Annotated in this window: 9 protein-coding genes and 1 tRNA gene; 3 read left to right on the plus strand and 7 right to left on the minus strand. The window is 44.1% G+C overall.

Annotated features, from left to right (window positions below):
• Window positions 1–163: 163 nt before the first annotated feature.
• Window positions 164–3,352: an AsmA family protein gene (locus IM792_RS04925; RefSeq protein ID WP_194100665.1), complete on the plus strand. Its 3,189-nt coding sequence runs from the start codon at window positions 164–166 to the stop codon at window positions 3,350–3,352.
• A 21-nt stretch (window positions 3,353–3,373) separates the two neighbouring features.
• On the opposite strand, the gene IM792_RS04930 is transcribed toward IM792_RS04925, so the two are convergent.
• The 6 genes from IM792_RS04930 to IM792_RS04955 form a co-directional block, all read right to left on the minus strand.
• Window positions 3,374–6,652, minus strand: coding sequence for a glycosyl hydrolase (locus IM792_RS04930; RefSeq protein WP_194100666.1), 3,279 nt, complete (start codon window positions 6,650–6,652; stop codon window positions 3,374–3,376).
• Window positions 6,653–6,848: 196 nt separating this feature from the next.
• Window positions 6,849–7,958, minus strand: coding sequence for an efflux RND transporter periplasmic adaptor subunit (locus IM792_RS04935; RefSeq protein WP_194100667.1), 1,110 nt, complete (start codon window positions 7,956–7,958; stop codon window positions 6,849–6,851).
• The gene (locus tag IM792_RS04940) at window positions 7,955–11,236 is read right to left on the minus strand and encodes an efflux RND transporter permease subunit (protein ID WP_194100668.1); all 3,282 of its coding nucleotides are present in this window, start codon (window positions 11,234–11,236) and stop codon (window positions 7,955–7,957) included. The genes IM792_RS04935 and IM792_RS04940 overlap by 4 nt, the downstream gene beginning before the upstream one ends.
• A 9-nt stretch (window positions 11,237–11,245) precedes the next feature.
• A complete protein-coding gene (locus tag IM792_RS04945) occupies window positions 11,246–12,649 on the minus strand; it encodes a TolC family protein (protein ID WP_194100669.1) in 1,404 nt (467 codons plus the stop codon).
• 118 nt (window positions 12,650–12,767) lie between these two features.
• The gene (locus IM792_RS04950) at window positions 12,768–14,093 is read right to left on the minus strand and encodes a HAMP domain-containing sensor histidine kinase (protein WP_194100670.1); all 1,326 of its coding nucleotides are present in this window, start codon (window positions 14,091–14,093) and stop codon (window positions 12,768–12,770) included.
• Window positions 14,090–14,785 (minus strand): response regulator transcription factor, encoded by a 696-nt coding sequence (locus IM792_RS04955; RefSeq protein WP_194100671.1) that lies wholly within the window; start codon window positions 14,783–14,785, stop codon window positions 14,090–14,092. The genes IM792_RS04950 and IM792_RS04955 overlap by 4 nt, the downstream gene beginning before the upstream one ends.
• Before the next feature lie 255 nt (window positions 14,786–15,040).
• On the opposite strand from IM792_RS04955, the gene IM792_RS04960 reads away from it, so the two are divergent.
• Both IM792_RS04960 and IM792_RS04965 read left to right on the plus strand, forming a co-directional pair.
• The gene (locus IM792_RS04960) at window positions 15,041–16,432 is read left to right on the plus strand and encodes a DUF5982 domain-containing protein (RefSeq protein ID WP_194100672.1); all 1,392 of its coding nucleotides are present in this window, start codon (window positions 15,041–15,043) and stop codon (window positions 16,430–16,432) included.
• An 85-nt stretch (window positions 16,433–16,517) separates the two neighbouring features.
• Window positions 16,518–16,979, plus strand: a complete 462-nt coding sequence (locus IM792_RS04965) for a PepSY-like domain-containing protein (RefSeq protein ID WP_194100673.1) — start codon at window positions 16,518–16,520, stop codon at window positions 16,977–16,979.
• 109 nt (window positions 16,980–17,088) lie between these two features.
• On the opposite strand, the gene IM792_RS04970 is transcribed toward IM792_RS04965, so the two are convergent.
• Window positions 17,089–17,178 (minus strand) — tRNA-Ser (locus tag IM792_RS04970).
• Between the last annotated feature and the right edge of the window lie 7 nt (window positions 17,179–17,185).

The following is a 17,185-nucleotide window of genomic DNA, read 5'->3' on the forward strand; positions in this document are numbered from 1 at the left end:
GCTGTACTTAACAAGTTAGTTTAATTGGTTTTATTGAACTTGGTTTGTTGCCTAAAATAATGGTTTTCTGATGAATTGGCACCAGCAAATAAAGCTTAAGGGTTACAAAATATAAAACAACAGGCATTCATGTGCATAGCATTTGGCATTTATCAGTATCTTCATGCACCTTTTTGCAATTACATATATGCCGGTGCCTGTAAAAAAAATACTGCTAAAAACGCTTAAAATAAGCGCTATCACTATTGTAAGTTTGTTGGCTCTGATGTTTCTGCTGCCCTACCTGTTTCCTGAAACGGTTACGCAGAAAATAAAACAATGGGCAGGCAACAGCATCAACGGTAAAATATCATTTACCGACACACGCTTGTCATTCTTTAAAAAATTCCCATCGTTAACCCTTACGCTGAATGATTTTGTATTGAACGGCAGTGCTCCGTTCACAAAGGACACATTGGTTTCGGCGAAGGAAATATCATTGGCAATTGATATTTCATCGGTATTTAAAAGCAAGATCAACATCAACAAAATATACCTGAGCAACGCGTTGTTTAACATTCAGGTTGATAGCACCGGCAATGCCAATTACAACGTGTATAAATCAACCGGGGCTAAAGCTAATAACCCGGCTGATACGGCGAGCGCATCATTAGGAATAGAGCAGATATTGGTTGAGAATAGTCGTTTGGTATATAATGACCGCTCTATGCCGATGCAGATCAATGCCCGAGGCTTTAACTATAAAGGCAATGGCGATCTGAGTAAAGACGTATTCGACCTGTATTCACATACCGATGCCACATCTGTTGATTTTTATTATGGCGGCAAGGCTTACGTGCTCAACAAAAAGGTTAACGCCGATCTGGTAACCAGCATCAATACCAAATCTTTAGCGTTTGCATTTCAAAAGAATGACCTGCTGATCAACCAGCTTCCGGTGAATTTCAAGGGGCGGTTCGAGTTTTTGAAGGATGGTTACGATATGAGTTTCAAGATACGATCTGACCAAAACAACCTGAGCGATATTTTCACCGCCATACCCGATGAGTACGCCAAACTGGCCCACGGAATTGATGTTAGAGGTAATGGAATTATTCAACTCAACCTTATCGGTAAATACATAGCCGCCAAAAACATTATGCCCGATCTGAGCCTGAGTATGAACATCAGGAATGGTTACGTGGGCAATAAAAGCACTCCTGCCCCTGTTAAAAACCTGTACCTTAATATGGATGTTAAGCTACCCGCCTTAAACCCTGATAGCTTGAACCTGAATGTTGACTCGATCTACTTCAACATCGGTAAAGATTATTTTGGTTCGGTATTAAAAGTGAGAGGTATACAATCGCCATATATTTTTGCCAAGGTAAATACCGAGATCGATCTGGAGCAATGGTATAAGGCGTTTGGCATTAAACCGTTCCAGGTTAAGGGTCGGTTTGGTATGCATCTATTGGCCGATGGCAAGTACACCACCGGCATAAAACGAACAGGCTTAAGGCAAAAGGTGGACACCGTAATAACCAGCATTCCTAAATTCACAATACGTTCAAAGTTCAGAAACGGCTACGTTAAATACACCATACTCCCCGAAGCACTAAAGAATATCAGCTTTGACCTTAATGCATCCTGCCCCGATAATGATATCTCAAACGCCAAAGTTGAGATAAGCAGCCTGAATGCCGAAGCGCTTAATAATTACATTAAAGGCTATCTCAACTTTAGCAATAAAGCGGGTGCACTTATTAACGCGGGCATCAAAGCCAAATTTAAACTGGATGATATTAAAAAATTCTATCCGCTGGATAAGAGTATAGACGTACGGGGTGATATTAATGCCGATCTGCAAACTAAAGGCCATTACATTCCGGCTCGTAGAGTATTCCCGGTTACTAATGCTCACATTGCATGGGTTAACGGTTATTTTAAAACTCAATACTACCCAAACCCGGTACAAAACATACAGGTAAATACTGATATTTATAACAATACAGGCTCGTTGAAAGGCTTAAAGGTTAACATCAAACCAGTATCATTCAATTTTGAGGGGCAGCCATTTTTACTGCGAGCCAACCTCCGCAACTTTGATGATCTGGACTATCAGCTTAGCTCAAGGGGTAGCCTTGATATTGGTAAAATATATCGAGTATTCGCCATGAAGGGTTATGATGTTAAGGGTTTCATCAGCACCAACTTTTCGTTAAAAGGCAAACAAAGCGATGCCACAGCGGGGAGATACGATAAGCTTGATAACTCGGGCAGCATGAAGGTGCGTAACATTACATTACGATCGGAATTGTTCCCTAAACCATTCGTTATAAAAACAGGAGTATTTAGCTTCAACCAGGATAAAATGAACTTTGACCAGTTCAGGGCTAAGTATGGTAAATCAACCCTGGTGCTTAACGGTGCCTTGTCAAATGTTATTGGTTATGCACTTCAACCTAAATCGCCACTTAAGGGCGAATTTAAGCTAAACAGCGATTTAATTATAGCCGATGATTTTATGGCTTTTGCAGGGACACCAGCTACAGAGAAGCCGAGCAAGACAAACGGCACAGGTGTTATTTTAATACCTGAAAACCTTGATCTTGGTTTTACCGCCAACGTAAAGAAAGTTAAATACAACGGACTTGATATTAACGATGCCAAAGGCCAGATGAACATCAGCAACGGTAAGCTGATGCTTAAAGAAACAGGTTTTACAATGATAGGCGCACCGGTAGTGATGGATGCAACCTATGGCAGCCTTAGTCCGCAAAAAGCACATTTTGATTACCATATTGATGCCAAAGAATTTGATATACAAAGAGCATATCGCGAGGTAAAATTGTTTCATGATATGGCTTCATCAGCGGCTTATGTGCATGGTATAGTATCATTAAATTACCAGTTAAGCGGTAAGCTTAATGGCGATATGATGCCGATATACCCATCATTAAAAGGTGGCGGTGTCTTATCAGTAAAAAAGGTAAAGGTGCGTGGGTTTAAACTATTCAGCGCGGTGGGCAAAAAAACCGGGCGCGATAGTTTAGGTCGTGGCGATATAACCAAGGTGGATGTTAAAACAACCATCGCCAACAATATAATCACCATTGAACGTACCAAGATGCGCATGGCAGGTTTCCGTCCGCGTATTGAGGGACAGATAAGTTTCAGCGGTAACCTTAACCTTAAATTCAGGCTTGGCTTACCACCCTTTGGTATATTAGGCATACCGATGACCATTACCGGAACTCAGGAAAAACCTAAGATACGCTTGGGCAGAGGTAAGAAAGAAGATGAATTGCAGGAAGAAAGGAAGAAGAATAAGCAACTCAATTCCATAAACGAAGAACCCTTCAGGCGATAACTTGAAGGGTTCTTCGTTTGATCACTTTTCAACCGATATAGTTACCGGGCCAAGCAATCCGCTGTTTCTTAGCGGTGCAGCTTTATCGGGGCCGCTTATGGTCCATGTTTTTCGTTGATCTTCGGGCAGGGCGGCATCATAAACCAACCTGTTGAACCAGGTACTGGTTACTTCAACCTGTAATGAGTTTTTGCCGTTAACAATGGCATCGCTAACATCCAACCGGTAAGGTGCCGACCATACCGTGCCCATATCCTTTCCGTTCAGGGTTACTTTAGCTATCATGGCAACATTGCCCAGGTCAATTGAATAATGATCTGCCTTTTGATCCGCTTGTACATTAAAGGTTGTTGAGTAGACTGCCGTACCCGAAAATGCTTTAGCTTCGGCTGACATATCCATATCCTTCCAAGGTTTTAATTCATTCACTTGTATAGCTTTTGGCGCGCCCCATCCATCCGGGAAAGCGATATTCCAACCATCTGTAAACTTTATAACGGAGGCCGTTTTCAAATTCCGGATATTGCCTGATTTGGAATTATGGTCAAAAACAACAAAGCAAGAACCCGCCTGCGGCAGATCAAGTTGCAAAGATGTTCTATCTCCGTTTACTTTACTCTCGAGTGGAGTTACCTTGCCCGTCACAGGGTCCCATAGTTCAATATTTCCGGTGTTTCTGAAACTGAGCGTTCCGGTGAATGGCCCTCCTTTAGGCGCGGTCACAAAATACCAGTCGGCACCCTCTGTTTTGCGGTGCGTCCAAAGCGCATTGCCTCCTGTAACATCAGGGCTGATATTTAACTTTACTAATGCATCATTTAAGCTCATCCGGGAGAATATCGCCCCCTTGCCTATCCGTCGCATACCTGTTGTTTTTGTATCACCCCAAATATTTTTTACAGCAATATTAAATCGCACCTGAGCTTTGATGCCACCGCTAAGGGTTACTAATTCTTTTGGAGCATTGCCAATTACAGTTGCACCGGCACGTATCAGGTCATACAGCTTTTCGAGGGTTTGGGGTAGCATGTGCGTTGTTTCGGGCAGCCACAATACACGGTATTGTATACCCTCGGGAGTAACCAGCATACCATTTGCTACGTTAAGCCTGTTAAGCAAAACATCAGGATTACAATAATCATACTTAAAACCATCCGGAAAAGGCGCATGCTGATCGGGTTTATGGCCGATCTCGTCACCCAGATACCAAAGCACATCTGATACCGGCTTGCCCCGCTCCTGCATATAGCTGCAACGGGCAAAATACGCGTTGAGTTGCGGCATATGTTTCCACCAGGTTTGCTGCCTTAAAAACGGTGTGCCGATGTTTGATCCAAAAGATGTACCCGGCTTGAGCGAATCGGCTTTGGGGTTGTGGGTGTAGGTATGATAAACTAAATGCGTCACTCCTTCAACCATATTAATGTTAGCCACCTCTTTCAGCATAGGCCACTGCTCATCCCAGGTAAGTTCAAATGAGGTAAATGCTTCGGCACCTAAGCGGGGTTTACCATACATGCGCGCTGCCGATGCTGCCGGTTTTATAGGTTTAAAGTTGAGCGAGCCTACAAAGTAATTGTTAAAGGGCTGCCAAAATTCGCACATGGGCACATCAGCGAACTTATAATACTCTAAAATATCGGCAGGAAAAACATCTCCCGCGGCTGTTTCGTAGGATACGGCCAGGTTGTTGGCTTTGGCCAATTGCGACATACGCCCGTAGAACTTATTGGTGTACAGATCGTTGATGGTATAGCGCCAGTCGTGCAAGAAACGAAAGGTGGTTTCCTGATCCTTTAGCACATAGCCAAATATAGCGGGCAGCCACTTCCTTAGTTGATAGCCCGATATGCGGCTAAACTCAGCCTCCATATTATCCGTCCAGGTTTGTGTTTCGCATTCCCAGCTATCCATCAGCATACCCTTTAACAAACCTCCGCTCAAGGCACCATTATTACCCGAAAGCTTACCAATGTACCCTGCAAAATGAGCGTTTGCCCCAGCTTCCGAAAGTTTGTTTGATTCCCATCCGGTACCTTCCGGCGGCGCGGGACCGTTTTGCTTACCTGTGTTTACGTGGCCTATGCGCAGTATTGTCCATTTCCCTGCCGGGGCTTTCCATTTCAGGTTGCCGTCGGTATCGGTCATTTTAGTTATATCGATGATCTGCGCAGGGTCGATATATGTTTTTTTCGATTGATTATATTTTACGCCATCGCGGTCAATGTTTCGCAGCGTCCACCCGGCCTCGGCCTCCCAGTTGTTTTTGCGTGATGCCGAAAAGAAACGGATATACTTAAGCGTCATATCGTGCTTGTTCTCTATCCATATTTTAACTTTCTTAACTCCCTTTGTTTCCGAACAGGCAAGCGTAACCGGCTGCCCATCCTGAAAATTAGCCGCCGGGACATCGGTGCTCAACATCTGTGCTGTTTTGCCATTAGCCAGCAAAGCTTCAACCTTTATCCTGACGCCGGGAGCATAGTTCCAGGCATGGCTCATGCTGTTCACACTGGGCAATTCAATGGTACGGATAGTTACTGTATCGGCAAATGTGGCCTCGGCTGTATATGGTTCCCCGTTTTCGGCAGCAGCCAGGCGTACAGTTTTTTCGGTACTGCTTGTTAGTACATCGGCCCATGCAATGTTGCCGCTACCCTGTGCCTGTTGTGGCATAAGTGGTTTGCCTGAATCTCCGGCGGGTGTCGGGAAAGCCAATACGGTAATATCCTTATAATCGCGCCAGGCTTCGGTACTGGGTTGTGGTTTATCTAAATGAATGGTTAACACACCTTTGCCTCCGGTTATGTCGGTTCTGCTCCAGGCCAGATGGCGCATAGCGTTGGCCGGTTTTATCCACGGGCCACCGGCCATAGCCCAACCCGGGCAGTTTTGCATAGTAAACCGTAAGCCTAAACGCTGGCTCTCTACCGCGGCATGGTGAATGGCATCCTCCCACAACGGACTAAGACAAGCTATCTGAGGTGTAACACCCGGCCAGGGGCCACCAAACTGACCATGAAAGAGTTGTATACCCGAAATACCCGACCGTTGGATAGCCTCCAGATCAGCCGTTAAGCCCGGTTTAGAAACATTCCCGCCTATCAGGTGAAACCAGGTTTCGGGATAATAAACCTTATCGGGCGAGCGAAAGGCAATCTTATCATTATCGCTAAAAGCGCTGTTAAGCTGCGCAGCTGGTGGCACTATGGGGCTAACCTGTGCGAATAATGTGTAGGCGGTTAGTATAACTTGAAATGCAACAAATAATGAGATAATGAGCCGGTTTTTGAAGCGCATATTAGGTTATAAATTAGATAGATAATGGAGAGTATCTACCAAATATAATTATTTGATGCTTGCTCAATGCTAAAATGCTTTTCCTTTTTAATACTCAAGTATCGCCACAAACAAAAAATCTCCGGATAGAACTTGCCTACCGGAGATTCAACACACAACGCCAACATATTTACAGGTTGGTTTATCTTTCTGTATTTTATTTTGCCGAGGCTATCTTTACCTCGCTGCTATCACGTAATTCTTCTGACGCGGTTTTAATGATATTGTCGCCCGCGTTAAGGCTGCCAAAAACCTCGGTTTGATCATTAGCTTCCCTACCGGTTTCAACAGGCACCCAGTAAGCTTTACCTCCTGATACACGTATTACATAAACACCTTTGGTTGAATTAAGCACCGCCTTTGTAGGCACTATAAAAGCTTCGGTGCCATTTAGTGGCACATGCACCTCGGCCACCATACCGGGTAATAGCTTTTTGTCTTTGTTGATCACGTCCATCTCGGTACGTTGGGCACGCAGGCGTGCATCTAAAGCGCCCGAAAGGCGACTTACTTTAGCTGTAAATGTTTCGCCGGGGAATGCCTTAATGGTAAAGCTAACCTCGCTTTTACCGGCCAAAGCACCGGTGTAGCTTTCGGGCACGCTTATGGCTAAGCGTAACTTGCCTTGCTCCTGCAAAGTAAACACAGGCAATTCCGATCCCTTACCTGATGGGCCTACATAGGCACCCGCGCTAACATTACGCGCGGTTATCACACCATCAAAAGGGGCGCGTATTTGTAAATAGTTGCGGTTATCGCCCACCTCGCGATAAGCTGCCTTGGCCGATTCAAGCTGTGCAAGGTCCGAGTTTTGTTTTGCTAATGCCAGATCAAGCTCATTGGGCGATACCGTGCCCGGTGTTTTGCTGGTTTCGAGCAAACGCTCATAAGTAGCTTTGCTGGCCTGATAAACCGCCTCCTGTGAGCGCAGGCGTGATTGGGCCCCGGATAGTTGCGAGTTATATTCCGGTGCTTCCATCACAGCTAATAACTGTCCCGCCTTAACCTCTGAACCTATATCAACATAAAGCTTTTTGATAAAACTGCTTACCTTGGCATAAAGGTCCACCTGTTGGTAGGCCACCAGTTCACCCGGTACAGAGAATGAGCTGTTGAGTACGCCTTTTTTTAATGATACTATTTCCTGCGTTGCGGCTTCTTCAGTAGCGCCTTCCTTTTTCTCCTCGGTAGCATGCGACGCGCAGGACTGTACAGCCACGGAAAACGCCAGGAAACTAATTATATTTAATACTTTTAACTTGTTCATATTGTGTTGTTGTTGGCTTTGTTGGTGTTTACATAAAACTTGCTTTCTTCATCTTCAGGGTCGAGCGATACGCTTTGGGTAGTTGCCTTACCCTGCCCCCAGGCAAATGCCAGTGGTAGTATAAATAAGGCTGCGAATGTCGAAGCGATAAGTCCGCCTACTACCGCCCTGCCCAATGGCGACGATTGATCGCCCGCTTCACCTAATCCGCTAGCCATTGGTATCATACCCACCACCATAGCCAGTGCTGTCATCAGGATGGGGCGCATACGCAAGGCGGCGGCTTCGAGAGCTGATTTTGTCGAATCGCCATTATGTTTACGCAACTGCTCAGCATTGGTAATAAGCAGTACCGCGTTTGATATAGATACACCTACCGACATGATCATACCCATGTACGATTGCAGGTTAAGTGTTGACCCGGTAAGCATCAGCAATGCAAGCGACCCTAAAATTACAGCGGGCACGGTAGCCAATACCACCGCTGATACTTTAAAGGACTGGAAGTTGGCGGCCAGCATTAAAAAGATAACCACAATGGCCACTATCAAACCACTTTCTAAGCTATCCATAGTATCGGTAAGGGTTTGGCTAAGGCCTATCATTTCCACATTCAAACCACGAGGTAATTCGCCAAGGGATGCTATGGCTTTTTGAACATCCTTAGTAGCATGGCCTAAGTCCTTATCATTCAGGTTTGCTGTTACTGATAGTACCGGCATAGCACCAAGGTTGTCATTCTCACCATAAGTAGTGCTTGGTGTAATAGTAGCTACATCGCTTAGTACCGGGCGGGCTGCATTTTTTAGTAATGGAGTTTCGCCAATATCGGTCAGGCTGCTCATTTTGCTTTCGGGTACTTGTATTTGTACACTGTAGCTGTAGCCCGATTTTTCATCAACCCATATATTTTTCTCGGTAAAACGGGATGATGAGGTTGAAGCGACAAGCGAACGTGAGATATCATTCATATCAACCCCTAACTGGGCTGCACGTACACGATCAACCTCTACATTTATTGACGGGTATTTGGTTGATTGCCCCAGCTGCACATCACGCAGATATTCAATTTGCTTCAGCTTATCTATCACCTTTTGGGCATAAGCCTCATTAAGTGTTTTGTTTCGACCTGATACACGTACCTCAACCGGTGTTGGCGAACCCTGACTCAGAATCTTATCAGTAAGTTCTATCGGCTCGAATGATAGTTTAAGCTCGGGCATATCCTTACCTATACGGGCGCGGATCTTTTCTTTCAATTCATCCAAATTGGCGTGATAGTCCTCCTTTAATGCCACTTGAATTACAGCCTCGTGCGGTTGTGCCATCCATAAAAATATCGGGCTTATAGAAAACAACGACGGGTGCGTACCCACGTAAGCAGATGTTATGGATATATTTTCAGGGCCGGTAATGCTCTTTATAGCGTTAATGGCATTGAGGGTTTTATTCTCGGTTGTTTCGATACGGGTACCTTCGGCGGCACGTAATCGAACCTGAAATTGCCCGCCGTTCACCTTTGGTAACACATCACGACCAATGCTGCCCATCATTAGCCCTGCGGCTAAAATGGAGATAAGCAGGTAGCCGATAACTATGCTGCGCCTGTATGGCAGTATTCGTTCAATAAAGCTCATATAACGCTGGCGGATACGCTCAAACCGGCTTACTTTTTCTCCCTCGTTGTGCTTAAACAGCTGTTCTTTTTGCGCCCAGGTATCGTGTTCGCCATCACCGTTCAATCCGGATGCAGCGAATTCCTCAGCATCGGTCATATCCTCACCTGATGGTTTTTTGTGGTGCTTAACTGTCATTATCCAGTTGGCCATTACCGGCACAAAGGTTTGCGCCAAAAAATACGACACAACCATACTGAAACCAATAGCCAGCGCTAACGGCAAAAACAATGAACCCGGTATACCACCCATTGAGAACGCAGGCGCGAATACCGCCAAAATACAGAACAGAATGAGCAACTTAGGGAAAGCGATCTCCTTACAGGCATCCCATATAGCTAAGGCCTTGGGTTTACCCATATCAAAATGCTGGTGAATATTCTCGATAGTAACTGTGCTTTCATCAACCAAAATACCGATGGCCAATGCCAGTCCGCTAAGCGTCATGATGTTGATGGTTTGGCCAAACAAGCTCAAGAACAACACCGCCGAAATAATAGCGATAGGTATGGTCAATATCACGATACAGGCACCGCGAACATCACCCAAAAACAGCAATACCATTAAGCCGGTAAGTATAGCGCCAATGGCTCCCTCGCTCAATAGGCTTTTCACCGAGTTGATCACGTAGGTACTCTGGTCAAACTCGTAGCTTACTTTAACATCATCCGGTAGCTGACTTTGGATGCGAGGAATGGCTTTTTTAAGATTTTGAACCACCTCCCAGGTAGAGGCATCAGCACTTTTGGCTACGTTAAGATAAACCGAACGCTTGCCATTCACTAAGCCATAGCCTACGGTAACGTCGGCACCATCCTCAACCTTGGCAACATCGCGCAGGTAAAGGTTTTGTACGCCTCCTTTAAACAGCGGTATGTTCTCAAAATCCTTAATTGTATGCTCGGTGGTATTGGTTGGGGTGATATAGTTTTTATCGCCAATACGAACGTTGCCCGATGGCGCTGTTAAGTTATTTACCCGCAATGCTTCAACCAACTGATCAGTGGTCATGTTGTGTGAGCGCAGCATCTCCGGGTCGGCCTTGATCACCACTGTGCGCACGTTACCACCAAACGGAGGTGGCGCCACCAAACCCGGAATTGTAGTGAATGATGCCCTTACGTATACGTTAGCCAGGTCGAGCAACTCGTTATTACCGCGTTTGTTACTGCTCAATACCAACTGCCCTACCGGCAATGTTGAGGCATCAAAACGAATGATAAATGGCGGGTTTGATCCCGGTGGGAAGATAGCCTGAATACGGTTGGCAAAAGCGCTTACCTCGGCAGCGGCTTGCGCCATATTGGTGCCTGGGTAAAAGTTGATCTTCATGAGGGTTAAACCCTGTATATTTTTGGTTTCGATGCTTTTTACACCGTTTACAAACAGCAATATATTAATGTACTGCTTACCAAACATGGCCTCCATTTGCGATGGAGTATAGCCCGAAAACGGGTGCGACAGGTAAATAACCGGCAGATCAAGCTTTGGGAATATATCAACCTTTATGGTAGTAGCCGATTTGATGCCGAAAAACAGCAGCCCGGCCACAAGCACCATAATAGTGATGGGTTTACGAAGCGCAAAACGAATTAAATTCATCAGTATATATTAAAGTTCATTTAAAAACAGGTTGAAATCTCCATTGGCGGCTGATTTTAGTAATAGTGCCTGCCACACGTTATTGTAAGCGATATCGCGATCAGTTTCAGCACGGGTTAACGCGTATCGAGCCTGCACAACATCTACCAGATTTGATAATCCGCTACGATACATCACTGATTTTTGCAGCCAGGCATCTGATGCGGCTTTGATCTGCACCGGTACTTCGCGGTAATTAGTGAGGGCGTTAACTATTTTTTTGTCGGACAGGGAAAGCTGCGCGCTTATCTCCTGCCTGGCCAAATTATACTCATCCTGCAAGCCACGACTGATAAAACGCTGCGCTTTTACCTGCTTTGATACCCGCAATGGCTGCGTTAAGTTCCAGGTAACACCTACACCAATAAGATAGTTAGACCGAACAGGCTTGATACCATCGTAATAATTAGTAGTATAAACACTCTGATCGGATGCGTAAGTACTTGAAAAACCTGAGCCCCTTGTTTGGAATACGCCAACTAACGAAAATGTAGGATAATTGAATGTACGGTAATATGCCGCCTGCCTGTCGCTTACATCAACACGACTTTTATACCATTTTAGTAAAGGGTGATTCTCGTCGGCATCAGTACCGTTTATCCCGTTAGTAGCTGAAAGGCCTTGTGGTATACGGCCAACAAAAACGGTATCCAGTGCAAAATCCTGATTATCGCTGCCTATCAATACAGCCAAACGCTTGGCCTGCTCCTGCTCGGCATCAACGGCTTGTTGTAATACAATCCGCGCGCCTGACACTTCGGCATTAGCCTGCGATGAATCAACACCGGCTATCATGCCACCTTTGGCACGGGCTACAACAACCTGTCTGAAGGTATCGGCTCGACTTAGATTTTTTCGGTACGAACTTGTAAGGCGTTGTGCGGCAAGCAGGTTTAAGTAAGCCCCGGCAACCTTAACCTGGTGCTGGAAAATTTCCTGCTTTAAATCGTTACTGTCGCGCTGTGCAACTGCCTGTGCGGTTTTAATACGCTCGCTAAAGCGACCGAAAGCAAAGAAATCCCAGTTAACGTTAGCCAGGTACAAGGCACCAAAAGCGGCATTCCAGTTTTGATTGGCGAGTGGTAAGCCCGATGAGGCTACACCTAAACCGCCAAAACCATACAATGGGCCATTTTGTCCGTTAACAGTTCCATAGTCCTGCTGGGCACCAATGTTTAAGTTGGGCAGGTACTCGCGTTTAGCCTGTGCAACACCTGCCTTTGAGGCATCGGCATAGTTAGCCTTGGCCTTGATGGTACCGTAGTTGGCTACGGCTTGTTGCAGGGCATCCCTTAAAGTGAGTTTTTGTTGGGCTGATGCCCGGATGGCCAAAAGCATGGCCATAAAAATTAACAGTGATCTTGTGATATTCATGTAAAGCAACCAATTGCGGAATCAAGGTTGATCCTTAAGCAAGGTTACTTTACGTTTTTGAAGCAAATTTGAAGCTTGATACCAAATTGACTACCCATTTATCAATCTGACAAAAATATTACGCAATTGCTGTGTTTTTATCAAACACGATCTCCGTTTCTGTCGACTGTTCTTCTATTACCATGCTGGGTTCAGCGAATACCACATGCAGGGTGTGTATTCCATCCAAATATGTATAGGTAACGTCCAGATTATTTACAGCACATATCTGTTTAACAATAGATAAGCCAAGCCCAATACTATCGGCGCTTTGATTACTCTTTTTAAACCGCTGGAATAATTCTTCGGGTTCCGCTTCTGGTGGTAAACCGGTGTTGCTTACAGTAAGGCTGTTTTTGGTAAGTGTTATACTTAGATCGCCATTATCAATATTATAACGTATAGCATTGCTTAATAGGTTGCTTACCAATATCTCGGCCAGTACAGGATGTATCTGTACATAAACCCGTTTATCTACATTTTTAGTAACCGATAGGTTTTTCAGCTGAATCCAGTTTTCGTACTGGCTGATAACCGAATTGGTGATGGTGCAGAAACGCACATTCTCCTGCGTTTCGTACTCCTGATTATCAAGCTTGCAAAGCAATAATAACGAGCGATTTATCTTCACTAATTTATCAATAGCGTTCTGCATATCGTTTATCAGCAAGGCCTGGTTCTCATTTATCGGGGTATCGGCCAGCAACTCAAGCTTACTATGAATAACGGCTAATGGGGTTTGCACTTCGTGCGAGGCATTTTCGCTAAACTCCTTCATGTGGCCATAATCTTCAATAGCCTTGTCGGTCATTTTTTTCAGAAAGAAATTCAACTCCTTAAATTCCTTGGTATTGGTGTTCGCGAACTCTAATTTCTCTTTTTGATGCAGACTAAAATTCTGAATATTATGCAATGTTTTTTGGAATGATGACAGCACCAGTTTTGAGATCAATCTGCCGGTTAAAGCCACACATGCGGTAATGAGCAGCATCTTCCAAAAAAGCGCCTTTAACATCCCGCTGATGATCAACTCACCCGGTGCAATGTAATTATAGGTTGATACGCGGTAAACATCATTATTAATTTTATAAAATGATGCTACATCTAACCGGGTTTCGTCGCGTTTGAGGTGTTTATTGTAGAAACAGAACTTGGTTGTTTTGGTGGCTTGAGCAGGCATGCTTCGCACCTTATTAATGGCTATCGGCCTGTCGAGCATATAACGGTGAGGAGGCTGGCCGGCCTTTAATTGCTGAGCAACCTTATCATTAACATCCGTCATGCGCTCCACTTCGGAGTTATAAATATTACCGCGAATACTATTGTATGATATGACCATGCTGAGCGGTGTCGCCAAAAACAACACTACCACCAGCCAAAGGGTAAGTTTATCTACTAATTTCATAACACTGCATCCGCCGAGCGGAATTTATAGCCTAAACCGTAAATGGTATCAATATAATCGTTGCCATTCAACAGGTTTATTTTACGGCGAAGATTTTTAACATGCTGATATACAAAATCTAAATTAGCTAAATTATCAGTATAATCACCCCAAAGGTGTGCCGCAATGGCTTGTTTTGACAATACCCTGTTACGGTTCACCAGAAAGTACATCAACAACTCAAATTCCTTGCGGGTAATATCAAGTAGCTGACCATTTATAAATGCCTCAAAAGTAGCTGTGTTCAAACTGATCTCATTATAGCTGATCAGCTCAGTATTATTGCCATTGAGCTTTTTACGACGATATATGGCACGTAAGCGGGCATGAAGTTCAGAGAGATGGAAGGGTTTAGTTATATAATCGTCGGCACCGGTTTCGAGGCCCTTTATCTTATCGTCAAGCGCATCCTTTGCCGAGATGATGAGTACGCCACTTTCTATATTCTCGTCCTTTATAAACTTCAACAGATCGATACCGTTACCATCGGGCAGCATAATATCCAGCAAAATACAATCGTACGAGAATGATATGAGTTTATCTTTCGCCTCGCTAAAAGTAGGCGCAAGCTCGCAAACATACCCTTCGGACGAAAAGAAGTTGAGTATGCTATCCGCAAGCTCCCGGTTATCTTCCAGCACAAGTATCTTCATAAAATCAAAGATATATCATAAATCTGTATGAATTTTGAATTGGTTTTTATAGAAACAAGGCAATAGCAGGTCGAATATTATCATAATTCAACTATCCACTTAAAAATCGAATTCTTATTATTTTCTTAATAATTTCTAGTAATTTTTTAATACTTACAATCAATGTAAGTATATTTTACAAAATCATTAATAAAAGTACCATAATTCAGAATTTCTCCAGTATTGACCGGCAGATTAGGATAAATTATTATTCCTATGAAAAATTACTTTACACTGATCATGTTCCTGACCATTCCTATTTTGGTTAGCGCGCAAACAATCGACAGCCTGTCATTCATCAAGTCAAAACGCATGTCTGATGCTGATCTGGAGAAAAAGAAAGAGGGCAGTTTTATAACGGGTTTGCCCGATCTGTCATCCGACCCGGTAACTGGTTTTGGATTTGGGCTACGTACCAATGTGTTCTTTAACGGGCAGCGAAATAATCCGCTGTTTCCATATACGCCGTATCTGATGAAGTTAAAGGCTAATGCCGCTTATTATACCTCAAATGCCCGGGAATTAGTTTTGGGCCTGGATATACCTTATTATAAAGGCACTCGCTGGCGTTTCCGGGTAGATCTGAAACTACAACAAAACCCTGCCAATCTTTATTTTGGCCTTACTGAGCAAACTTTAAGTAATTTGAGTTTACCATCTAACCCGGGTGTAACTTTTGATAAATATGCGGATTTTGATAAAGCAAGAAAGACATTAAGACCCGGCGGACCTGGCGAAGCTACACAGGTTACAGATGCACTATCCAACCGCTTCAGGGAAACCGAATTTATGCTGAACTTAAAAGCCGACTATGCCCTGGGGCAAAAAGGCAAATTCCGGATCATGGGTGGTTATGAAATACAGCATTTGAGTTACAAAACCTTTGAGAATTTTGAAACTGGCGCTATACAACCTGATAACGGCGAAGGTTTAAAAGCACCAAATGGGTTTTCTTTATTACGTAGAGATTTTGATCAGGGTATGGCATCCGGTTTGAATGGCGGCTGGGTTTCGCTGATCCAGACCGCGCTTATTTATGATGTAAGAGATTTTGAACCCGACCCTACCCGTGGCGCTTATGTTGAGCTGGCCAACGAGTTCTCCGATCAGATCATCGGATCTCAATTCTCGTTTGACAAAGTATTTATACAAGGCCGATATTATCAGAAATTACCTTTTGGCAAACGTACAGTGCTTGCCGGGCGTGCCGCGGTAGGTAATATATTTGGCAGCAACGCTCCTTTTTTTGAATATCAAGACCAATGGTCGCCGGATGGAAGTATTAACTCGTTGGGCGGCAAACAATCATTAAGAGGATACCGGGCAAACAGGTTCCTTGCCAGATCATTATGGTTTGCAAACCTCGAGTTGCGGATCAGATTAGCGGAAGCCAGACTGGGCAAGCAACGTTTCGGTTTTGGAGTTGCTCCGTTTGTTGATGCCGGAACAGTAAGAGATCGCTGGCAGGATCTGAACTTCAAAAACATCAAAACCTCTTATGGTGCAGGTGCCCGTATTGCCTGGAATCAATCAACCATTATTTTCTTTGACTATGGCTTATCAAAAGAAGATAAATTATTCTTCTTCGGCATAGGTCAGGCTTTTTAACGCTTAATTGCTAAAACTGCTTAACTACAGAATGTTTCCAGAAAAAACACAGAATCCAGTGTTTTTTTTTGATAAAAAACAAACCATGAAAAAGACATTTCTATTAGGCGCTGCCTTACTATTATGTGCGCCATCATTTGCTCAAAAAGCGATAGTTGTACCAGCCGCTGTCAAGAGTACATTTACAAAATCCTTCCCAAATGCTAAGGCTGTTAAATGGTCGAAGGAGAACGATGCGGAGTTCGAAGCTGAGTTTACAAATGGTAGTGTAAAACAGGCCGCCAACTTTAAAACAAGCGGCACTTTGGTAGTAACCGAAACTGAAATAAAGAAAAGCGCACTGCCGGCCGTTATAACAGCTGTTGTTAACAAGGAATTTACAGGTTATAAAATTGAAGATATAGAAAAGGTTGAAAAACCCGGTAAACCGAGGTACTATGAAATGAAAGTAGAAAAAGGAGAGCAAAGCTATCTGATAGAAATATCGCCGGAGGGTAAGATACTTAAGAAAGAAAAAGAAGGTAAAGAAGAAAAGGACAGCGATTAATGGTATAAAAACCATGTTCTTACTCAAAGGCATCCTTAATCGGGGTGCCTTTTTCATATATCAAAAAAAAGCCGTTAGATCTACGATCTAACGGCTTTGAATATTAATCTGGCGGTGAGGGAGGGATTCGAACCCTCGGTACAGTTTCCCGTACGTCAGTTTAGCAAACTGATCCTTTCGGCCTCTCAGGCACCTCACCATTTTTA

The organism is Mucilaginibacter sp. JRF (assembly GCF_015223065.1).
In the GTDB taxonomy this organism is placed as follows: Bacteria; Bacteroidota; Bacteroidia; order Sphingobacteriales; family Sphingobacteriaceae; genus Mucilaginibacter.